18 protein-coding genes and 1 pseudogene are annotated in these 21,091 nt (G+C 35.6%); 11 read left to right on the forward strand and 8 right to left on the reverse strand.

Annotated features, from left to right (window positions below):
- Positions 1-53 precede the first annotated feature (53 nt).
- Together FDO66_RS00880 and FDO66_RS00885 are read left to right on the forward strand one after the other, a co-directional pair.
- The gene (locus tag FDO66_RS00880) at positions 54-995 is read left to right on the forward strand and encodes a carbohydrate ABC transporter permease (protein ID WP_258535520.1); all 942 of its coding nucleotides are present in this window, start codon (positions 54-56) and stop codon (positions 993-995) included.
- Positions 996-1,015: 20 nt separating this feature from the next.
- A complete protein-coding gene (locus tag FDO66_RS00885) occupies positions 1,016-1,852 on the forward strand; it encodes a carbohydrate ABC transporter permease (RefSeq protein WP_258535521.1) in 837 nt (278 codons plus the stop codon).
- A 153-nt stretch (positions 1,853-2,005) separates the two neighbouring features.
- Here FDO66_RS00885 and FDO66_RS00890 read toward each other — a convergent pair whose 3' ends face one another.
- Entirely contained in the window at positions 2,006-3,046 is a 1,041-nt protein-coding gene (locus FDO66_RS00890) for a zinc-binding alcohol dehydrogenase family protein (protein WP_141430516.1), read from the reverse strand.
- A gap of 128 nt (positions 3,047-3,174) precedes the next feature.
- Between FDO66_RS00890 and FDO66_RS00895 the strand changes: the two genes are divergently transcribed.
- The 3 genes from FDO66_RS00895 to FDO66_RS00905 all read left to right on the forward strand — a co-directional run bounded on the left by FDO66_RS00895 (position 3,175) and on the right by FDO66_RS00905 (position 5,423).
- On the forward strand, positions 3,175-3,579 hold the full coding sequence (locus tag FDO66_RS00895) for a winged helix-turn-helix transcriptional regulator (RefSeq protein WP_141430517.1): 405 nt from the start codon (positions 3,175-3,177) through the stop codon (positions 3,577-3,579).
- A 222-nt stretch (positions 3,580-3,801) separates the two neighbouring features.
- Positions 3,802-4,440 carry a YczE/YyaS/YitT family protein gene (locus FDO66_RS00900; RefSeq protein ID WP_141430518.1) on the forward strand — a complete coding sequence of 213 codons (639 nt, stop codon included), beginning with the start codon at positions 3,802-3,804 and terminating at the stop codon, positions 4,438-4,440.
- Between the two features lie 152 nt (positions 4,441-4,592).
- Entirely contained in the window at positions 4,593-5,423 is an 831-nt protein-coding gene (locus FDO66_RS00905) for a YitT family protein (protein ID WP_141430519.1), read from the forward strand.
- A 232-nt stretch (positions 5,424-5,655) separates the two neighbouring features.
- Here the strand turns inward: FDO66_RS00905 and FDO66_RS00910 are convergent, their stop codons facing one another.
- Positions 5,656-8,028: a bifunctional diguanylate cyclase/phosphodiesterase gene (locus FDO66_RS00910; RefSeq protein WP_141430520.1), complete on the reverse strand. Its 2,373-nt coding sequence runs from the start codon at positions 8,026-8,028 to the stop codon at positions 5,656-5,658.
- Between the two features lie 819 nt (positions 8,029-8,847).
- Here FDO66_RS00910 and FDO66_RS00915 point away from each other — a divergent pair.
- From FDO66_RS00915 to FDO66_RS00930, 4 genes are all read left to right on the forward strand, one after another.
- Positions 8,848-9,978, forward strand: a complete 1,131-nt coding sequence (locus FDO66_RS00915; protein WP_141430678.1) for a M20 peptidase aminoacylase family protein — start codon at positions 8,848-8,850, stop codon at positions 9,976-9,978.
- Positions 9,978-10,823: a GNAT family N-acetyltransferase gene (locus tag FDO66_RS00920; protein ID WP_141430521.1), complete on the forward strand. Its 846-nt coding sequence runs from the start codon at positions 9,978-9,980 to the stop codon at positions 10,821-10,823. Before FDO66_RS00915 ends, FDO66_RS00920 begins: the two co-directional genes overlap by 1 nt.
- A 14-nt stretch (positions 10,824-10,837) precedes the next feature.
- Complete coding sequence (gene menC, locus FDO66_RS00925; RefSeq protein WP_141430679.1) at positions 10,838-11,950, forward strand: o-succinylbenzoate synthase; 1,113 nt, start codon at positions 10,838-10,840, stop codon at positions 11,948-11,950.
- Between the two features lie 442 nt (positions 11,951-12,392).
- Entirely contained in the window at positions 12,393-13,409 is a 1,017-nt protein-coding gene (locus FDO66_RS00930) for a PTS sugar transporter subunit IIC (protein WP_141430522.1), read from the forward strand.
- A gap of 224 nt (positions 13,410-13,633) precedes the next feature.
- Here the strand turns inward: FDO66_RS00930 and FDO66_RS00935 are convergent, their stop codons facing one another.
- The 4 genes from FDO66_RS00935 to FDO66_RS00950 all read right to left on the reverse strand — a co-directional run bounded on the left by FDO66_RS00935 (position 13,634) and on the right by FDO66_RS00950 (position 17,627).
- Positions 13,634-15,385 carry an ABC transporter ATP-binding protein gene (locus FDO66_RS00935; protein WP_258535522.1) on the reverse strand — a complete coding sequence of 584 codons (1,752 nt, stop codon included), beginning with the start codon at positions 15,383-15,385 and terminating at the stop codon, positions 13,634-13,636.
- Between the two features lie 86 nt (positions 15,386-15,471).
- Positions 15,472-16,518, reverse strand: a complete 1,047-nt coding sequence (locus tag FDO66_RS00940; RefSeq protein ID WP_220095134.1) for a sensor histidine kinase — start codon at positions 16,516-16,518, stop codon at positions 15,472-15,474.
- Positions 16,515-17,189 (reverse strand): response regulator transcription factor, encoded by a 675-nt coding sequence (locus FDO66_RS00945; RefSeq protein ID WP_141430523.1) that lies wholly within the window; start codon positions 17,187-17,189, stop codon positions 16,515-16,517. Before FDO66_RS00945 ends, FDO66_RS00940 begins: the two co-directional genes overlap by 4 nt.
- An 18-nt stretch (positions 17,190-17,207) precedes the next feature.
- On the reverse strand, positions 17,208-17,627 hold the full coding sequence (locus FDO66_RS00950; protein WP_141430524.1) for a hypothetical protein: 420 nt from the start codon (positions 17,625-17,627) through the stop codon (positions 17,208-17,210).
- Positions 17,628-17,964: 337 nt separating this feature from the next.
- On the opposite strand from FDO66_RS00950, the gene FDO66_RS21070 reads away from it, so the two are divergent.
- On the forward strand, positions 17,965-18,576 hold the full coding sequence (locus FDO66_RS21070; protein WP_220095135.1) for an oligosaccharide MFS transporter: 612 nt from the start codon (positions 17,965-17,967) through the stop codon (positions 18,574-18,576).
- Positions 18,572-19,213, forward strand: a pseudogene (locus FDO66_RS21145) (oligosaccharide MFS transporter). Before FDO66_RS21070 ends, FDO66_RS21145 begins: the two are co-directional and overlap by 5 nt.
- Positions 19,214-19,279: 66 nt before the next feature.
- Here FDO66_RS21145 and FDO66_RS00960 read toward each other — a convergent pair.
- Together FDO66_RS00960 and FDO66_RS00965 are read right to left on the reverse strand one after the other, a co-directional pair.
- Positions 19,280-19,987, reverse strand: a complete 708-nt coding sequence (locus tag FDO66_RS00960) for an aspartate/glutamate racemase family protein (RefSeq protein ID WP_141430525.1) — start codon at positions 19,985-19,987, stop codon at positions 19,280-19,282.
- 123 nt (positions 19,988-20,110) lie between these two features.
- Positions 20,111-20,890: a formate/nitrite transporter family protein gene (locus FDO66_RS00965; RefSeq protein WP_141430526.1), complete on the reverse strand. Its 780-nt coding sequence runs from the start codon at positions 20,888-20,890 to the stop codon at positions 20,111-20,113.
- Positions 20,891-21,091 lie beyond the last annotated feature (201 nt).

The raw sequence follows: 21,091 nt of genomic DNA on the forward strand, positions 1-21,091 counted from the left end.
TAAAACATGCTTTTGGTCTCCCTCCCTCATACTGTAAAAAGGGGTGATTGAAGTTGGAACCAAATCGATCAATCGGTCATCATGTGATTACGCCAAGAACGAAGAAACAGGCAAGAAAATTATCCTTAGAGCAAAGCGAAAAGCTTGCTGGCCTAGGGTTTATTTTACCAGTGTCCATTCTTTTGCTTATCTTTATGTTTTATCCAATTATTCAAGCTTTTATCATTAGCTTTCAAGAATTTAATTTGGTAAGTGCCGAAAAAAGCTTTATCGGATTAAAAAATTACATGAATCTTCTGCAGGATGAAGCGTTTATCGCTAGTTTAAAACACTCGTTTCATTTTGCGATCGTTGTCGTTCCTGTACAAGGCGCCATTGCGTTAGGTCTTGCATTGCTTGTTCAGAAAAAATCAAAAGTCAATGCCGTATTTCGCACCCTATTTTTTATTCCAGTTGTCATTTCAACAGCGGTTGCTGCAACTGTGTTTAAATTAATTTATAGCAAAGAATATGGTTTATTAAATTCAATTTTAGAAACCTTTCATTTGCCAACAGTTAATTTTCTATCTGATACAGAAACAGCGATGAATGGAGTCATTATTTTAGGAATATGGAAAGCAGCCGGCTTTTTCATGATTATATTTCTTGCTGGATTAAATAATATTCCGATCGATCTATACGAGGCAGCAAGAGTAGATGGAGCAGGGAAAATAAGACAATTCTTCTTTATTACCCTTCCTTTATTAAAGAGAACCATCGCCTTTGTTGCCATTATTACAACCATTGATGCAATCAAGCTGTCGGCTCTAGTGTATGTTTTAACAGGCGGAGGGCCTTCTGGTTCAACGGAAACGACCGTTGTATTTATCTTCAGAACCGCATTTGAAAAAATGAATATGGGGTATGCTTCTGCTGCAGCCTTTATTTTCTTTTTCATTGTGCTTATTATCTCACTCATTCAGATGAAGTTATTTAAATCAGATGTAGAATATTAATGAAAGAGGGGATCAAGCTTGTGTTAAAAATTACACTCTCAATTAAGTATCTCTTAATGGTTGTATTAGCTTTTATTGCGATTATACCAATTCTATGGATGATATTTGGTTCATTTAGGACCTATCAGGAAATATTTCAATATGCAACTAGTTTAAACATTCATTTGTTGCTTCCTGTAGATTGGACCTTCCAAAATTACATTGATGTCATTACAGATGAAAGAACGCCTATCTTCTTGTTTATCGGTAATACATTATTTGTTGCTGTGATTGTCACCATCCTAGTTCTATTTTTAAATTCTATGGCAGCTTTTGCTTTTGCAAAGCTACAATTTCCTTTTAAAAATTTTATCTTCATTTGCTTTATGTCAGCGATGATTATTCCAGGTGAAGTTACTTTAGTTCCTAACTATTTACTTATGAACGATTTGGGCTGGATCAACGATTATAAGGCGTTAATCTTTCCTTCTTTAATCAATATATTTGGGATCTTTTTATTAAGACAATTTTTTGAAGAAATCCCTAAGGATATGATTGAGGCAGCTAGATTAGACGGAGCTTCCTGGTTCAGAATTTATTGGAGCATCATTGTACCTTCTGCTGTTCCAGCCCTTATCACACTAGGGATTATCACATTTTTAGCCAATTGGGACGCATACTTCTGGCCATTAATCGTTATTAATGATGAATCCAAACAGCTTATTCAAGTAGCACTTTCCAATTATTCTTCTTTAGCTGGAACGGAATGGTCCAAAATCTTGGCGGCTAATACGTTAAGTACTATTCCAATTTTAATTGCTTTCTTGTTTTTACAAAAATACTATATTCGCGGAATTTCAATGTCCGGAATGAAATAATTAGTCCTATTTGAAAAGAAACCAAAATGAAGGTTAATCACAAATGAATCCTCATTCCATTTTAAAAGTGTAAGGAACTAATCAAAGACAATTGTCTATTGAACTCCTTACACTTTCATCATGTTACCTAATCCCATTTAGTAAACTAAAATGCTACTTCACGAAGTTTTCTAATACAATTTTTCCTATCGTACTTCCAGTTCCTATTTTCTCATGAACTAAACGCAAATTCGCTGCATGAATTGGCTGTATACGTTCGCCTATTGTGGTTTTCACTTTTCCGGTATCTATTAAATTAGCTAATTCATTAAGCAGGTTATGTTGTTCAATCATGTCTTTAGTTTGGTACATAGATTTTGTAAACATAAGCTCCCATACAACAGTTACACTTTTGAATAGAAATACATCCATGTCTAACGGCTTCTCTGCGGGGACGATAAGGCATATTTTCCCTTGGGGGGCGATCGAATTAACCATGCTTTTCCAATGCCCAGCTGTATCGTTCAAGCAGAAAATATAATCGACGACTTCAAAGCCGATTTCCTTTAGTTGGAGTGCGATATCCTCTTTGTGATTAATGATGAAATCAGCTCCAAGGTCTTTTGCCCATTGGGATGACTCTACTCTTGACGAAGTTCCAATAACCGTCATACCTGCAAGCTTAGCAAGCTGTGTCGCTATGGATCCTACACCACCCGCTGCACCAATGATCAGAATCGTTTTGTTCTGATTCTCTTGTTCATTATGACTAATTCCCAATCGTTCATATAGGGCTTCCCAGGCGGTTAGAAAAGTTAGCGGTAAAGCTGCTGCTTGTGCGAAATCTAGGCTATTTGGTTTCTTTCCTACAATTTGTTCGTCGACCAAGTGATACTCACTATTAGCACCTGGGCGAGTTAAACTGCCTGCATAATATACCTCGTCTCCAGGTTTAAATAACGTACAATCAGGCCCGATTTGTTCCACCACACCGGCTACATCCCATCCAAGAATGGTGGGGGTGTTTTCTCCGCCGATCTTCCGCGATCTTGTTCTCACATCAGCAGGATTCACAGAGATTGCCTTCACTTCTACCAGTATATCCCTTCCGGTTGGAATTGGCTTTTCAATTTCGATATCCATAAGACTTTCCGGATCGGATAAAGGGAGAGAACGATAAAAACCAACTGCTTTCATTGTTTGATGATTGCTCATTTTTCATTCATCCTTTCGAGTTGGTATATAGTACGATTTAAATTATATGATGTATAATTTATTAATAAAAGTACGCATATTTTTATTATATAGTATTAAAAATTAGACCAATGGAGGGATAAAGGGGAATGGGAGATCGACGAAACAAATACGGTTTAACTCCAAGCGCGGAAGGATGTCCGGTGGAAACAACGATAGATGTCATCGGAGGAAAATGGAAAGGAATCATTCTCTATCATCTCATAGGAGGAACGAAAAGGTTTAGTGATTTTCGGCGTCTCAATCCTGGGATTACCCAGTTTATGCTTACATTGCAGTTAAGGGAGCTTGAAAGGGATGGCATTATTCATCGAGAGGTTTATAAAGAGGTTCCACCAAAAGTGGAATACTCTCTTACTGATTTTGGACGTACGTTGGAACCGATCATATTATCTATGAAAGCATGGGGTGAGACTTATAAAATCAGACTTAATGAAGCAAGAACGGAACCAGGCGAAGATCCTCAACTCGACTCACAGTCTAAACAGTCCTAATGCATTTGGATAAGCATGAGCATTTGTCTTCATGTTAATACGATTTATAGAGGATAACTTTGAAAGAGTTAGTGTTTATTTCTAATTTATTCTCTTTTCTAATCGTGACTTTGTCTGCTACAATCAAACTTGTAGATAATTTGATTTAGCGGATAAAAAACAAAAGATTTGTAATTAGAAAGATTGATTTTTGTTATATCCTTTTTGGAGGTCTATTACCATATGAAACAAAGGATTGCTTGGCTGTGTTTATCAATTTTACTTAATGCTTTTGGAAATGCTTTGACTGTGAAAGCAGCTTTGGGATCAGCGCCATGGACAGCTGCTGGATTAAATATTGCTCATTTTTTTCATATTACCGTAGGCTGGGCATTGATTCTATTAGGCACAGTCGTATTATTAGTGGATGATCTACTTAGAAAACGATGGAATAAAAAAAGAGACATATTCAACTTTATCTATCTATTATCGTTTGGATATTTGATTGATGTATGGCTTTTTATTATGCAACATATGCAAATAAACGTTTTTGTTATCCGATTGATCGTTTGTGTTATTGGAGTATTATTTATTGGAGCAGCTGTTTCTATTTATTTAAGAGTTAACTTAGTGTTACATCCATTTGATGACTTATTAAAAATTTTCCGAGAACAGTATTTTAAAGGGAATGTCGTGTTAGCACAAAGAATTGCATTAGGCATACCGCTTTCTATAAGTTTATTAATTTGGCTTCTTACAAAAAGCATTGTTGGTGTTAATATTGGAACAATCATCACCTTCTTATGCATGGGTTATTTTATTATGTTTTTTGATAAGTGGATTCGCATAAAGATACGTGAAATTCACACAACGAAAATATAGGGAATGGTACAATAAATCCGAAACAAAATAGTTTTAAATATTGGAAAAATAGTTAATTATTCAAGAAATAGTATGAATAATTTAAGTCTCTTCTTTCTATAGAAAAGAGGGGGCCTTTTTATTGCATTTTTTTAATAAAGGGAGGCATTCTTTTGTTCAAGTTAATTAAGGATTTATTTTTTCTTCTTACAGGATCTTTTCTTTTCGCAATTGGCATTAATATGTTTGTTATTCCGCTTGGATTAGGGGAAGGGGGAGTAACAGGGTTATCACTTATTTTTTATTATCTCTTTGAGATTTCCCCAGCAATTAGTAACATTGTATTAAACGGTCTATTATTAATCGTTGGATATAAGTTTTTAGATAAAAAAACGATGATTTATACTATTATTGCTGTAGCATCTAACTCAATCTTTCTTCATTTAACGGAGGGGTGGAGTGTTGAATTAAATGAAAGTATTATTGGAGTGATTTTTTCAGGTGCTATCATCGGAGCAGGTATCGGATTAGTTGTTCGGGTAGGTGGGACAACAGCGGGTTCAACCATTCTTGCTAGAATAGCACAGAAATATTTGGATTGGAATATAAGCTACTCTTTATTATTCATTGATTTAGTAGTTGTTGCTTTCACTTATTTTATTATTGGAGCTGAAAAACTATTATTTACTATCCTAATGCTTTACATTGGTACCAAAGTGATGGATTTTGTCATAGAAGGGTTGAATACAAAAAAAGCCGTAACCATTATCTCTTCCAATAAAAATGATATAGCAAATGAAATAAATCATCGTTTAGATCGTGGGGTAACGATTCTAAACGGAAAAGGAAATTATTCGCAAGAATCAAAGGAAATCCTATATGTTGTCATTAATAAACAAGAGCTACTCCGATTGAAAAAAATGATTAAAAAAATTGATCCTACTGCCTTTGTTATAATCCATGACGTTCGTGATGTATTTGGTAAAGGATTTTTGGATATTTGAGCTATTGATAAAATTACCTAACAGTCAAAATATTTTTCCTTGCCGAATTGAGTTCACTAATCATTTCATAAAAAAATGCCCATAAGTTAGGGATTTTGGGAAGATCCCTTCTTATGGGCAAAAAACTCTTTAAAGGTCTTTATCTTCATTTTTTAGTCATCATACATAATTGTCAGTTTTATCGTATTGTTCTTGAAGGATAACAGATATTTTTTCAGGAGATACAGCGCTGCTATAAAAAGTATCCTTGCATTTCATTACATTGACTCTGTTGAAGAAAATGCAGCTGTTCCTGTGTTTCAACACCTTCTGCAATCACTTTTAAATTAAGATTATGTGCCATGTTTATGATTGTATGTACAAGTGCGGCATCTTTTGAATCCTCAAAAATATTTCTCGTAAAAGACTGATCTATCTTTAAAGTGTTAATGGGAAATAATTTCAAATAGCTTAAAGACGAATATCCCGTCCCAAAATCGTCAATAGATAAATGAATGCCCATTGTTTTTAGTTTTTGCATAATAGAAATGGCATATTTTGAATCTTGTATGATACTCTCCGTCAGCTCGAGTTCAAGATAATGAGGATCGAGTTCCGTTTCTTTTAACGTTTGGCTAATCACTTCAACTAAATCGCTTTGTTGAAACTGACGAGAAGAAATATTTACAGCTACTCTTAGAGGAGGATACCCCATATTTTGCCAAGATTTATTTTGGCGGCACGCCTCATAAAGCACCCATTTTCCTATCGGAATGATTAATCCGGTTTCTTCTGCTAATGGGATAAATTCAGCAGGCGAGATATTTCCCCACTCAGGATGCTGCCAGCGAATAAGAGCTTCTACTCCAATCACTTTACCAGAGATGGCATCAATCTGGGGCTGATAATGGACTTTAAATTCATTCCGCTCTAAACCTTTGCGCAAACCAATTTCCAACTTCATTTTTTTGGAAACTGCTTCATTCATATCAGGCGTGTAAAACTGAAAATTATTTTTTCCTTGCTCTTTTACACGGTACATTGCTGTATCTGCATTTTTAATTAAGGTCTCTATATCTTTTCCATCAGATGGGTATAAACTAATCCCAATCGAAGGGGTGACAAATATCTCGTGCTCGTCCAACACAAACGATTTAGAAAATAGGTCGATAATTTTTTTTGCGTTTTTCGTAATCTCATCAGAAGTGGTATGTGGGAGCAAGATAATAAATTCATCTCCTCCCTGGCGTGAAACTGTATCCGCATTACCTACGCATGATTGAATTCGTTTGGCAACTTCAATTAATAAACAATCACCAATAGCATGCCCTAATGTATCATTAACATATTTAAAACGGTCTAAATCAATAAACATGATCCCGATCATATGTTTACTTTCGCCTGCCATATCTAACGCATGTGAGTGACGATCGTTTAATAAAAGACGGTTCGGCAAACCTGTTAAAGGATCACGATAAACCATTTGATTGATTTTTTCTTCAGATTGTTTGCGTGCAGAAATATCACGAATAATACTGCTAAAATAGATGTTCCCTTCTTCTTTCCAAGAAGCAAGGGAAAGTTCAATTGGGAATTCTTTTCCATCATTTCTTAATCCGTGTAACTCGACTGTTTTTCCAATGACTTGAGGTTTTCCTGAAGAAATATAGCGCTGCATTCCTTTTTGATGAGCTTCCCTGTAACGCTCCGGAATAATGATGTTTAAATTTTTCCCTGAAATTTCTTTCTCTTTATAGCCAAAAATAAGCTGTGCTCCTTTGTTCCATGAAATAATAGAACCCTGACTATCTGTTAAAATAATGGCATCATTAGCGGATTCAATTACTGAGCGAAATTTTCTTTCTGATTCTATAGTTTGAGATTCAAAACGTTTGTCTATAAAAATACTGATAAATACCATTCCAAATATGATCAACATGCCGATTCCAATCAAATAGGCTAGAAGGGTATTGTCAAATGATGAATCTGCCAAGTTTATTTGATGATGATGACTATGTTTGAAGTTAGCCGCAGACATCCCAGTGTAATGCATCGCTGATATAGCGATACCCATGATAAGCGCACTGCCCACTTTTCTCCATCCAAATCCTGGTGTGTTGATATTTTCTTTTGCTAAAAACAAAAGAAGCAAGGCTACTAATGAAACAACAATAGCGATAATAGCAGAAAGAGCCCATAGAAGCGGATTATATTCAATTGTAGCTTCCATTACCATGGCTGCCATGCCTGTATAGTGCATGGAAACAATGCCTGTCCCAATAAAAAAGGCTCCAATAATGATTTGCGATTTACGCATTGTAGATCGGCTTACAATATGTAAGGCTATTCCCGATGAAATGTTAGCAGGAATTATTGACACAATCACTAAAAACAGATTATATGTCACTGGAATCGATAAATGGAAAGCAAGCATAGCAATAAAATGCATAGACCATATGCCCATCCCCATAGCAAATGCTCCACCTGATATCCACATAAAACGTACAAAACCTTTTGCTTTATGGATACGAGCACCCAAATCTAGTGCAGCAAACGAAGCGATAATTGCAATAACGATAGAAAGAAATACTAGAGTTAATTGATAGGTGCTTGTAATTGTCTCCATATATTATGATAGTTCTCCTTGTATGTTCAAAATGTATTATTTTGGTTTTTTCTTTTATTAATATGTTTAATCAGAAATAAATCATTATTATCAGGATTGTATATAGCTATTACAAAGGTATTAATAGGGAAAAACGAGTAAATGGATTAGAGGTTATATTTTAGATTATTTTACTCAAAAAATCTCATAATCTTGGAAAATATATAGAAAAAACTATCTTTATGTTCTGAGATAACCAAATTCTTTAAAAATTAAGCGGTCTATATATTTAGATATGGGTCATAAGTATGATGTTCAAATATTATATCATAATGAATGGTCTTCTTAAATTATAAGGAACATGCTGGCATCAAAGACATAAAAATAATAAATAAGAAAATCTTTAATGATTTTTTTTATACACCAGAATTTATATCTGAAGTTAGATTACTGTCTAGCTCCGACGTACAGGACGTACTAGTGCCGATGTTGCCACAGGAAGTGGCGTACTTAATCGGCCAGCACCCTATCGACTAGAAGTGCTTCACTCACCTCGTCTACGATAAGTCAACATCGACGCTTGCGCTCTTCGTGATTCCTTTATCGCACTCGATTCAGTCCAGCACTTTAAGTCGATGACCAAGGGCGCTTACGCTTTTCTAATGATCAACATCCAAGGAGTTAGAATATTTTCCTCTAAGGTAGGGCATATCTTTCGGAAATAGAAAGAATTTTATAAAAACTATGGAAATGTTGCGAAATGAAATTTATGATAAATTTATATTCATTTTTTGTAAATATATATAAATAAAAGGGGAAGGGAATGGTTTAGCTTTGAAAATGGCAACGGAACAATTAGAAAAGGAAGTAATGGACATTTTTGATTATTTGCATGCTCATCCGGAAATAAGCTGGAAAGAATTTAATACTACGCAATACATAAAGGATTTTTTTGAAAAAAGGGAAGTTAGAGTAACTACTTTTTCTGATAGTACTGGAGTAATTGCTGAGATTGGGTCTGGAAAGCCGGTAATTGGCATTCGAGCAGATATGGATGCACTTTGGCAGCAGGTAGATGGTGAGTTTCGTGCAAATCATTCATGTGGCCATGATGCGCATATGAGCATTGTGTTAGGTGCATTTATGCTTCTTCAAAAAACAGAATCAGCATTACAAGGAACCGTTCGTTTTATTTTTCAACCAGCCGAGGAAAAGGGTACAGGCGCTTTAAAAATGATTGAAAAAGGTGTTGCAGATGACCTGGATTTTTTATATGGGGTTCATTTGCGACCGTATCAAGAGTTAGAGAATCATAAAGCTGCCCCTGCGATTTATCATGGTGCCGCCCAAACGATAAAAGGTAAAATTATTGGGGAAGATGCGCACGGAGCTAGACCACACTTAAATGTGAATGCAATTGAAGTAGGTTCAGCTCTTGTACAAATGCTTCAAGGCATTCATCTAAACCCTAGCATTCCGTATTCAGTGAAAATGACAACCTTCCATGCAGGGGGAGAGAGTGCGAATATTATCCCAGGAAACGCAAATTTTAGTTTGGATCTAAGAGCACAAACAAACGAATTAATGGAACAATTAGATGATCATATTCAAAAAATTATTCATTCTTTAATACTGAGATTTGATGTTACAATTACAACAGAAGGCAATGGACCTACTGCCGCAGCACATGTTCATCCAGAAGCAGAAGAAATACTGCAGGACGCTATTTTAGAAACGATTGGTGAGGAATATTTATCTCCATCAATAGTGACGACTGGTGCAGACGACTTTCATTTCTATACGATTAAACGTTCAAATATTAAAGCCACTATGCTGGCATTAGGCTGTGATTTAAGACCAGGTCTTCATCATTCAAAAATGACCTTTGACACGAGTGCAATTGTTCGAGGATCTGAAATATTGTCGAGAGCAGTAGAGAAAACACTTGCTAGAGGAGATGTCTATAGCTGATGAACATCGAGATTAAGCGAGTGAATAGCCTTGATGATTTAAGGGAGGTGCAGCGAGTCGAAGAAGCTGTATGGCAGGGACAAGCTTCAATCCCAATCCATCAATATTACACAGCGGTTGAAAATGGAGGCATAATCATTGGAGCCTATGATCATGATAAGCTAATTGGCTTTAGCTATGGCTTTCCTGGATATCGAAATGGCTTTACGTATTTATGCTCTCACATGCTTGCCTTTGAAGATAGCTATCGAAAGAACGGTCTTGGAAAGCACCTAAAGGAACGGCAAAAAGAAGAAGCGCTTGAACAAGGTTATACAATGATTTGCTGGACCTTTGATCCACTTGAAACCGTCAATGCTAATTTAAATATACGCAAGCTCCGTGGGATTACTGGAAAGTATTTGGAAAACCATTATGGTGACATGAAAGATGAATTAAATCAAGGCTTGGCAACAGATCGTTTTTTAGTTGAGTGGTGGATAAAAAGTGACTATGTAAATGAGGTGGATCAATATCCCACAATTTTATGGGAGGAAAACTTCTCTTTAATGGATGTAGTCTTAAACGATCAAGGCTTACCTTTTGTACATAAAAATCAACTTGAAACCTTTCATGATTCACACGCTCAGTGGCTCGTACCTGTTCCAGATCAATTTCAAGCTTTAAAGAAAGCAGATTTATCACTAGCTGTAGATTGGCGCATGCAAACGAGAAAGGCATTTCAGCTGCTATTAAAGTCAGGCTATACAGCTGTAGATATAAAGCATATTCCTGAGCGAAAAATATGCTTTTATGCATTTTTGAAACGAAATCAGCTTCGTTTAGATAATGGAGGGTGTCAATGAATCATCAACATTTGATCAAAATAAAAGAGATTATTCTACATAAATTATCGATGCGATTAAAAGCACCTTTTACAACAAGCTTTGGGACGTTTCAAGAGAAGGAATTTTTCGTTATCGAAATGGTGGGGGAAGATGGAAAAGTAGGATGGGGAGAATCAACGGCTTTTTCAAGTCCATGGTACAGTGAAGAAACGGTTAAGACAAATGAACATATCATGGAGGATTTTCTTATTCCTCTGCTATTACAAAAACCAATCCTTCACCCAGATGAAGTGTCGGAACGATTTGAGTCCATTCGCCGAAACAATATGGCGAAAGCAGCAGTCGAAGGAGCTGTATGGGATCTTTATGCAAAACAGCTTCATCTTCCTTTAGCTAAGGCCATTGGAGGAACGAAATCAAAAATAGAAGTAGGAATTAGCATCGGTGTTCAAAAATCGGTAAAGGATTTAATCCATTTGATTGAAGGGTATGTAGAAGAAGGATATAAACGTATGAAAGTGAAAATTAAGCCTGGCTGGGATATAAACGTTCTAAAAGAATTACGGCAACACTTTCCTTCTTTACCTTTGATGGCGGATGCTAACTCTGCCTATACGCTAGATGATATTGAGCTATTTAAACAGATGGATGATTTAGGCTTAATGATGTTTGAACAGCCTCTAGCACATGATGATATTATCGATCACGCAAAGCTGCAAAAGGAAATCCAGACGCCAATTTGTTTAGATGAAAGCATTCATTCGTTAGAGGATGCGAGAAAAGCAGTCGAATTAGGGAGCTGCAAAATCATTAATATAAAAATTGGCAGAGTAGGCGGCTTAACAGAAGCAAAAAAAATTCATGATTATTGTAAGCAGCATGGGATTGCTGTTTGGTGCGGCGGTATGCTAGAAGCAGGAATTGGCCGTGCTCATAATGTGGCCATTACGGCTTTAGATCAATTTGTATTACCTGGGGACACCGCAGGCTCCTCAAGATACTGGGACAGAGATATTATTGATCCAGAGGTAATGGTAGAAGATGGGTATATTCACATTCCTGAAACATTTGGGATCGGTTTTGAAGTAAATCGAGATATGTTAAAAAAATACACGGTAGAAAAGAAGGTATTTCATCAAGAATGATTTCTTTTTGAAGCTTTCCAGAAAAATCCTTAACAAAAAGAAGAAAATATCAGAAAACTATTTACATAATAGAGAAAATTTAGAAAATAACATCATTAAGAAAAGAGGAGTGCTATAATACAACTATTAACTTTGCAAGACTTGTTTTGCATAACCTGTCTATGCCCAGTTGATATGATGGTTGGGAGAATCTATTTTTCTACCAATTATTCATCATCACTGGGTTATTTTTTGCCAGGTTTAAAGGAGTGTGGTTCTATTTGGATATTGATATTAGACTGAACAGACTGTATCGATTAAGTTAACACTGTTTTTATGGGAATGATCTAGCTATTAACAGTGGAATTGCCATGAGATCTACTTCATTTATCGAACGATTTCTACTTCATTTTTGACAATTCCTAGTAAAAAATTTCGGAACAAAATAGAGGAGTCGGTAGTAATGAAAGAATATATAAAAGATCGAATGTATAAAGCGTCAGCAGGTATGGCGAATGCGGTGCTAGTTACTTTGGGAATTGGTCTTTTGCTAGAATCAATCGGAAGATTTTTTGGCTGGGATACACTTGTCACAGTTGGGTCTTCAGCAAAGGTATTATTAGCTCCAGCCTTTGGTGCTGGGGTTGCCTATAAATTAGGTGGAAATACGTTAGTCATTTTTAGTGCGATGGTTTGTAGTTCTATTGGTGGAAATGCTCTTCATATAACAGCAGAAGGAGCTGTAACGATTGCTCCTGGACAACCTGTTAGTGCCGTTGTGGCAGGCTTAGTTGCAACATATGTTGGTAAACGGATAACAGGTCGGACGATACTGGATATGATAGCGATTCCTGCCGGTGCTATATTTGTAGGTGGCTTGGCCGGTGTTGGTTTAGCAATGGTAACAACTCCATTTCTACAATGGTTGAGTGGAGAAATCACAACTTCTGTACAAGGCTCTCCTTTAATTGCTTCGATGGTTATTAGTTTGGTATGGAGCATTCTTCTCATGTCCCCAGCCTCTTCAGCAGCACTGGCGATTGCCCTTCAATTGGACCCAGTATCTAGTGCAGCTGCTCTGATCGGATGTACCGTTCAATTTGTAGGCTTTACAGCGATGTCATTAAAACAAAATGATCTCGGTGGCTTTTTAGCACAATTTTTGGTAACTCCTAAAGTACAATTCCCAAATTTGGTGAAGAATCCTTTGCTGGTGATCCCACCTTTTATCTCAGCAGTCATTTGTGCGCCAATCGCAACGCTTGTATTGAATTTTCAAGTTTCTTATGAATTAGCAGGGCTCGGTTTGAATTCATTTATTGCTCCATTAAATATTTTAGCAACCCAAGGAATAAAAGGATTTATTATTTATTTAACAGTAGGTGTCCTTCTTCCAATTCTCATTACAATGAGTTTATATTATGTTATCAAATTAGTTGGTTGGGCAAAAGCAGGCGACTTGCATATGGAAGTGCAATAGTGGATTAGTATGAAAATCCTTTATAGTGTATAAAAAAACTCATCCACTGCTTTTGTAATGGATGAGCTTTTTTTTAAGTAAATAGAATTCTTGAAGGTAGACTTGTGTCTAGCTTCAGGCGCCTAGCCCTTGTGAAAAATAACCTCATGCCTCTAAAAGTAAAAAACACTTTTTGATTCATGAGAACACTTTTCTTCAGGGCTGACCAAGGCGCTTCCGCTTTTCTAATTGTTTTGCAGCTCCCATCTGAATTGCTGCTCAACTAGCTTTTGATAGAGAGCATGGTTTTTCAATAGCGTTTCATGATTGCCAATACCAGTTAGTTCTCCTTGCTCCATAACTAGGATTTGATCCGCATCTACAACGGTTGATAAACGGTGTGCGATAACAAGGGTTGTACGGCCTATCATGAGATTTTGCAATGCCTCTTGGACTACTTTTTCTGAGGTTGAATCTAACGCTGAAGTGGCTTCATCGAGCATTAAAATTTTAGGATCATGCAGGATTGCTCGGGCAATTGCAATACGCTGACGCTGTCCTCCAGAAAGCATAATCCCTCGTTCCCCAACCTCCGTATCATAGCCTTTAGGCAGATTTTTCACAAACTCATCTACATACGCTAATTCTGCTGCTTTTGTTAATTCCTCTTCTGTCACTTCACGATCCATAGCATAGCATATATTTTCACGAATGGTTCCGGCAAGGAGTGGGCTTTCTTGTGAGACATAACTAATTTCATTTCGCCATTCGCTTAACCCAATATCGGTTAAAGGTGTATCTCCAAGAAGAATCACGCCATCTGATGGCTGATAGAACCGTTCAAGGAGAGAAAAAATCGTCGTTTTTCCACTTCCACTTGGACCAACGATGGCAGTCACTTTCCCAGAATCGATGGTAAAATTCACATTGTGCAAAATGGTTTCACTACTTTGATAGGCAAATGTAACATTGTCAAATCGGATTGGTAGAGTAGGATTGATTTCTTGTTCAGTAGTATGATGATCCTCTTGCTGATGATCAAATATTTCCATCATCCGTTCTGTAACACCCATTGTTTTTTGCAAGCTTGCAAAGAAACGAGTCAACATTGTAATGGGCATGATAATTTGGAAAAGATACAAAATGAACGCAACAAGATCACCAGCGCTTAATCCTCCTGAAGCAACGCGATAACCGCCATATCCAATGACGATAACGAGCATAAACATGATGACAAAGCCCATTAATGGTTGTAGAATCGCAAATAATCGTGCTTCCTTTAAGCCAACCTCAAAAAGATGTTCAACACCCTCTTCGCCATTTTTCTTTTCAACAGGTTCCGCAACATAGGCTTTAACTAATCGAATTTCAGAAATAACCTGAGTGATATGGCTTGTAAAATTAGCTGTTTCCCCTTGTAAACGAATAGAGATTTTCCTCATTTTGCTGCCGATAGGTCTCATAATAAAGAAGATAAGAGGAACAGCAGTCAGCATCACTAGAGTCATAGACCAATCCAAAAATAGTAGAATCCCTATAGATCCAACGAGGGAGATCATACCCGTAAAAATTGAAACGAGTTGTGTGCTAATTAATTCTTTGACAACAGCAGTATCACTATAAATACGGCTAATCGTTTCTCCTGAGCGATTTTTATCAAAATAGGAGATCGGTAAGAGCAATATTTTTCTCCACAGTTTTTTTCGTAAATTCGCTACAACCTTTTCCCCAAGATAAGCAAGAAAATAAGTTGAAAAGCCTCCCGTAATCGCTTGAATAATAAATGCCCCTAGTAAAAAAAGAAGTGTTGTGTAGTTAATGGATTGAGTAGACATAACATCAATTAAATTTTTGGTGAACAAGGGGACAATTAAGCTGGCAATAGTTGAAATCAAGCTTAATCCAAGAACTAGAATCATAAGTGTTTTTGGTAAAGACTTGAAATCGATTAATTGAATTAATTGTTTTATTTCTATTTTCGGTTTTGTTTCTTTCACTAAAAAGGGCCTCCTTTTTTTTCCTTTTTATAGAGATAACTATACATAATTTTTGTGAACTGAATATGAACGGATGATTTTGTTTACTAATTGAATGGGATATAAACGATCATTTTGCAACCTTCCTTAACCTTACTTTCTACTCGAATATGTCCTTGGTGCAAATCAATAATTTTTTTTACAATCGTAAGACCCAAGCCACTCCCATTGACGGTTCTATTACGTGATTTATCTGCTCTATAAAATCGTTCAAAAATATGAGCTTGATCCCCCTCTGAAATGCCAATACCAGAATCTTCAATTGTAACTACAGCTTGATGTTTGTTATTTTGCAGGTGTACTTTAATGGTTCCATATTGCGGTGTGAATTTAATACTATTACTAATCAGGTTTACCCACAATTGATTCATAAGCTCTTTGTCAGCTACAATATTCACTTCATCAAGATAAACCTCTATTTCAATTGATTTTTCCATCCATTGAGGCTCACATGAAAGAATCACCTTTTGAAGTTGCTTGTCTAATTGAAATGGGGTAGGCTCAAACGGGTGATTATCTGACTCCAAAGAGGTAAGTTTCAATAGGTTATCACTTAATTTAGATAGCCTAGCACTTTCCGTTTCAATAATTTTGAGGTAATGCGTACGTCTGCTTTTGTCTAATGATTCATTTTGCAGAGCAATTGAAAAACCTTTGATAGAAGTAAGAGGTGATTGAATTTCATGGGAAACATTTGAAATAAATTCTTGGCGCATTTGTTCCATACGTTGAAGTTCCTCTGCCATATGGTTGATGCTGCTATATACCTGACTAAAAGGATTGGATTTGTCCTCCAGTTTTTTAGCGTTCAGCTTCACATTAAAGTTCCCTTCAGATATTTGTTTAAATGCTTCTGTCATAACATTAAATAATTCAAATCGCTTAGGAGAGAGATATTTTCCAATTAAGTATCCAATTAAGTTTAAGATGAATATACTTATCAGTCCAATAATAAGAAACCTGATAAAATCATTAGGTTGCGTGATGGAGCCATCATAAAAAAAATTAGTCATCCAATAGCTTATTATCCAAATGATCATAGTTGTACCCCAAATTTGCAGGACACGGAAGCAGAAAAGGAATTTCTTTTTCATGTTCGAGCCTCCATACGGTAGCCTAATCCACGAATTGTACGAATATGGAATGAATGCGATTCTTCAGGAAATCTTTCACGTATCCGTTTAATATGGACATCAACCGTCCTTTCGTCTCCCGGATAGTCATAGCCCCAAATTTCTTCTATGAGCTGCTCTCTTGTAAGTGTTTTTCCTACATAACTGGCAAGCTTGAATAAAAGCTCAAATTCTTTTAACGGGATGGAGATCCTTTGATTACTTACATATATTTCATATGTTTTATGATCCAGTAACAATTCTCCAATTTGGACTCTTTGTGATGTTGCAATACGGTATCTTTTTAATAGTGCCTTCACCCTGGCAATTAATTCAAGAGGTTCGAATGGTTTAACAAGATAATCATCAGTGCCTAAATGAAACCCCTTGATTTTTTGGGATGTTTCGCCTTTTGCTGTTAACATGAGCAATGGAAAATCATAATATTCTCTTAGTTCACGACATAGATCCCAGCCATTCATGTTAGGCATCATAATATCCAAAATCACCATATCGACATTTACCGATTCAAGCATACTGAGTGCTTCAACTCCATCTGAAGCTTCGACAATATCAAATCCTTCATTTGATAAAAAATGATTGATCAATTCTCTAATGTGTGGGTCATCATCTACAATTAATATTTTGGGCATTGTTTACCATGCACCACCTTATCTAAAGTTCTTAACTATATTGATTACATTTGAAAGGTCCTCATCGAAAGTGAACTCTCGAATAATCGTGAGTGGCTGTTCATCTTTCTTACGCCAAACAAAGTGATAAAATAGTCGTCTATCTCCTTTAACACGAGTCATAATAATTGATCCATACTCTCCATAACAGTTAGTAGAAATAAACTTTGCATCATCAATTGGCCCCAGGCTTTTACCTTCAATGCGTATAGCACGAAACTGTTGCATAAAATCAGCCTTGGAAAAGACAATTGTACGTCCGAGAGGATCTACGCGGATATTTTCGAATTCAGAGTCATACATTTCATCTAATTTTTTTAGATTCATTAACAAGCCTGCTCTTAAATATTCATTCATTGCGTCTATAAGGAGACTATTCATATCCATATTTATTTTCATAATCGATTATCCTCCATTATGTTTTATATGACAAAAATAAATGTACAAAAATTGTATGAACTGAATATGAACAGGTAAAGTGAAAGGTATTGTATGTAAGTCAGTTTTAGTAAAAAGATAAGCATTTTTATGAAAGCGCTACTAAAAATTAATGTGAGTTAATACTGTTATTACAGTAAAATTAGATAAAAATTTTTGATTTTTGAAAAATTATTGATTGTAAGCGGTTAATTTGATATATTTGATTTAGTAAATATTAGTAAATGAATTAGGGAAGAAAATGCAAACGCTTTAATTTTTTGGCCATGAATATATCTTTATAAGGAGAAGATGGTTTATGAAAATGAATAAGAATTTTTGGGTGTTTGGTAGTTTCTTTTATTTATACTTTTTTATATGGGCTGCGTGCTTTCAGTTTCTTTCAATTTGGTTAATCAATGCAGCTGGTTTGAATTCAACAGAAACAGGTCTTATTTTTTCAGCGATTTCAGTTGCCGCTATTTGCTTTCAGCCTTTCTTTGGGATATTGACAGATAAATTAGGGATGAAAAAACATCTTATTTGGATATTAATTTTTCTACTAATCTTTATTGCACCATTTTTCTTATATGTATTTGCTCCTTTATTACAGACTAATATTATTTTAGCGTCATTAATTGGAGGCGTTTACTTAGGGGCAATCTTTAATGGTGGTGTCGGTGCCATTGAAGCTTTTATTGAAAGGGTTAGCCATATAAGCGGTTTCGAATATGGACGAGTAAGAATGTTTGGATGTCTTGGAGCAGCAACGAGTATGTTTATATCAGGGCAGCTATTTAAAACTGACCCTAATCTTATTTTTTGGATTTGTACACTAAGTGCTGTACTGCTGGCCATAGTTTTTTATTTTTCAAAAATTGATTTGAGTCAATCTAAAACAGTGCAGCTGCAAAAAAAAGGAACCAATTAAAAAGGAAAATGTTCTTTCCATATTTAAAAATAAAAAGTTTTGGTTTTTTGTCATGTATGTTGTTGGCGTTGGATGTATCTATGAAGTGTATGATCAACAATTTGCGGTATTTTTTACTCATTTCTTTGCTACACCTGAAAAAGGAACCGAAATTTTTGGGAATTTAGCATCTATACAAATTTTATCAGAAGCTGTTGTCATGGTCTGTGCACCGTTTTTTATTAGAAAAATCGGAGCAAAAAATGCCTTACTTTATGCGGGATGTATCATGTCAATTAGAATATTAGGTTCATCATTTGCAGATGGACCCATTGCAATCAGTTTGTTAAAACTTATGCATGCTTTAGAAGTTCCTGTTCTATTAGTAGCTGTATTTAAATATATTAATGAGAATTTTGATTTATGATTATCTGCGACAATCTATTTAATCGGATTTCAATTTTCAAAACAAATAGGATCGATTTTTCTTTCTGCTATAGTCGGCAGAATGTATGATACAGTTGGGTTTAATAGAGCGTATTTATTATTGGGTAGTATCGCTTTATTTTTCACAATCATTTCTTACTTTACCTTAAAAGGGGACAAATCTAAAAATAATAAAATCCCTACATACAAAACTGAGGAAGTTACTGGATGATGAGTTAAAATTGTTAAGATCCCTCTGAGTATCTCAAAGGGATCTTATTTATTCGACTTTTGTCGTCTATACTTGTACTTTTTCTTCTTGTAAAGCAAATTCAACGGCTGCTTCTGCATGAATGCAGGTTGTATCAAAAAGTGGAATATCAGAATCTGCTTGTTTAATTAATAAAGGTATTTCAGTACATCCTAAAATGATCCCTTCAGCCCCTTTTTCTTGAAGCTTAGACATAATTTGAAGATAAGCTGCTTTTGATGATTCTTTGATCATCCCTTTACATAATTCATCAAAAATAACATTATGAATGGTTTGTCTGTCATCTTCATTAGGAATCACAACTTCAATACCATGCGCATTCAAACGTTCTTTATAGAAATTCTGTTCCATCGTAAATTTTGTTCCAAGAAGCCCTACCGTTTTTAAGCCTTGCTGCTTAATTTTTTTTGCCGTTGCATCAGCAATATGAATAAGAGGAATTTGAACAGATGCTTCAACTTCTTCAGCCATTTTATGCATCGTATTCGTACAAATCAAAATCACATCTGCTCCACCATTTTCTAATTTTTGTGCAGCGTCTGTCATACAATTTGTTGCTTTATCCCATTCAGCGTTTTTTTGCAGAGTTACGATTTCTTCAAAGTCAAAGGAATGAAGTAAGCATTTAGCAGAATGCAAGCCACCTAATTTTTCTTTTACAAATGTATTCAAATATTTATAGTAGTCAGCTGTTGATTCCCAGCTTAGACCTCCGATTAGACCAATTGTTTTCATAATTGAATCCCTCCTGTTACAAAAAGGATATCACTCATAAGTGGTATAAAGTAGATCCAATTATTATAAAGTTTTATAGGTCCAGATTTCAGTTTTAGTGGGAAGCTACACTATGAATATCGGTTACTCTTCTAAAAAAGATTTGTTGACATAATAGTACATAAATCCCATTAATATGGTTCCCCCAATAATGTTTCCGATTGTGACAGGGATAAGGTTATGGAGAATCTCACTAATAGAATAGGTACCAGCAGTGCTTGAGACAATAGCAATGGCAAAAGTGCACATATTCGCGATGCTGTGCTCGTATCCTGAGATAAAAAAGCAGAAAACAAAGAGTATCATTGTGATCAATTTTGCACTATCACCCTTGAGATTCATTGGAATAAAGAATGCTTGACATACTAACCAGTTACAAAGAATGCCTCGAAAAAACAGCTCACTAATCGGGGCATGAATCTTTTTTTCAACAACCTTAAGTAAGAAGCTATTTACAGAAGGATCTTTAAAAAGTCCAGTTGCATAAATAAAAATGGAAAAACAAATAGCTCCAATAATGTTTCCACCGTAGCTTAAAGCCCATATCTTCAAAACGTCCTTCCATAACACCTTTCCTCTTAAGGCTGCAAATGTAAAATAGAACGTATTGCCCGTGAATAAATCACCGCCTCCATATACAATTAAGACAATGGCAGCACCAAATGTAAAGGCAGCCATAGGATAGGCAAACGGAGAATGCTCTAAGTAAAAATAATTTCCTGTTTTAAAGGCCACAATCACACCAAATCCAATAAACATGCTAGCAAGCATAGATCTAGATAAAAATCGTAGCGGGCTTGTACGGAAAAGCTTTAACTTTTTTAATGCTAATTTTTGTACATCCAATAATGCAGTTTGTTCCATATAAACCACTTTCCTTTTAAAATGGATTCATCTATCTCTAGGGTATCCATTAACTACATTCGTATGTATAAAGCAGCGTTACGATGCAAAATTGAAAGGGAACTGACATGATTTTGTAAAAAAAGATTTGGTACAATAAAAAGATACCTTTAAAAAGTTTACTTTTAATGAAAATGGTAGGAAGATAAAAGTAACAGAAAG

This window comes from Bacillus sp. 03113, from assembly GCF_006546985.1.
Taxonomy (GTDB): Bacteria; Bacillota; Bacilli; order Bacillales; family Cytobacillaceae; genus VATK01.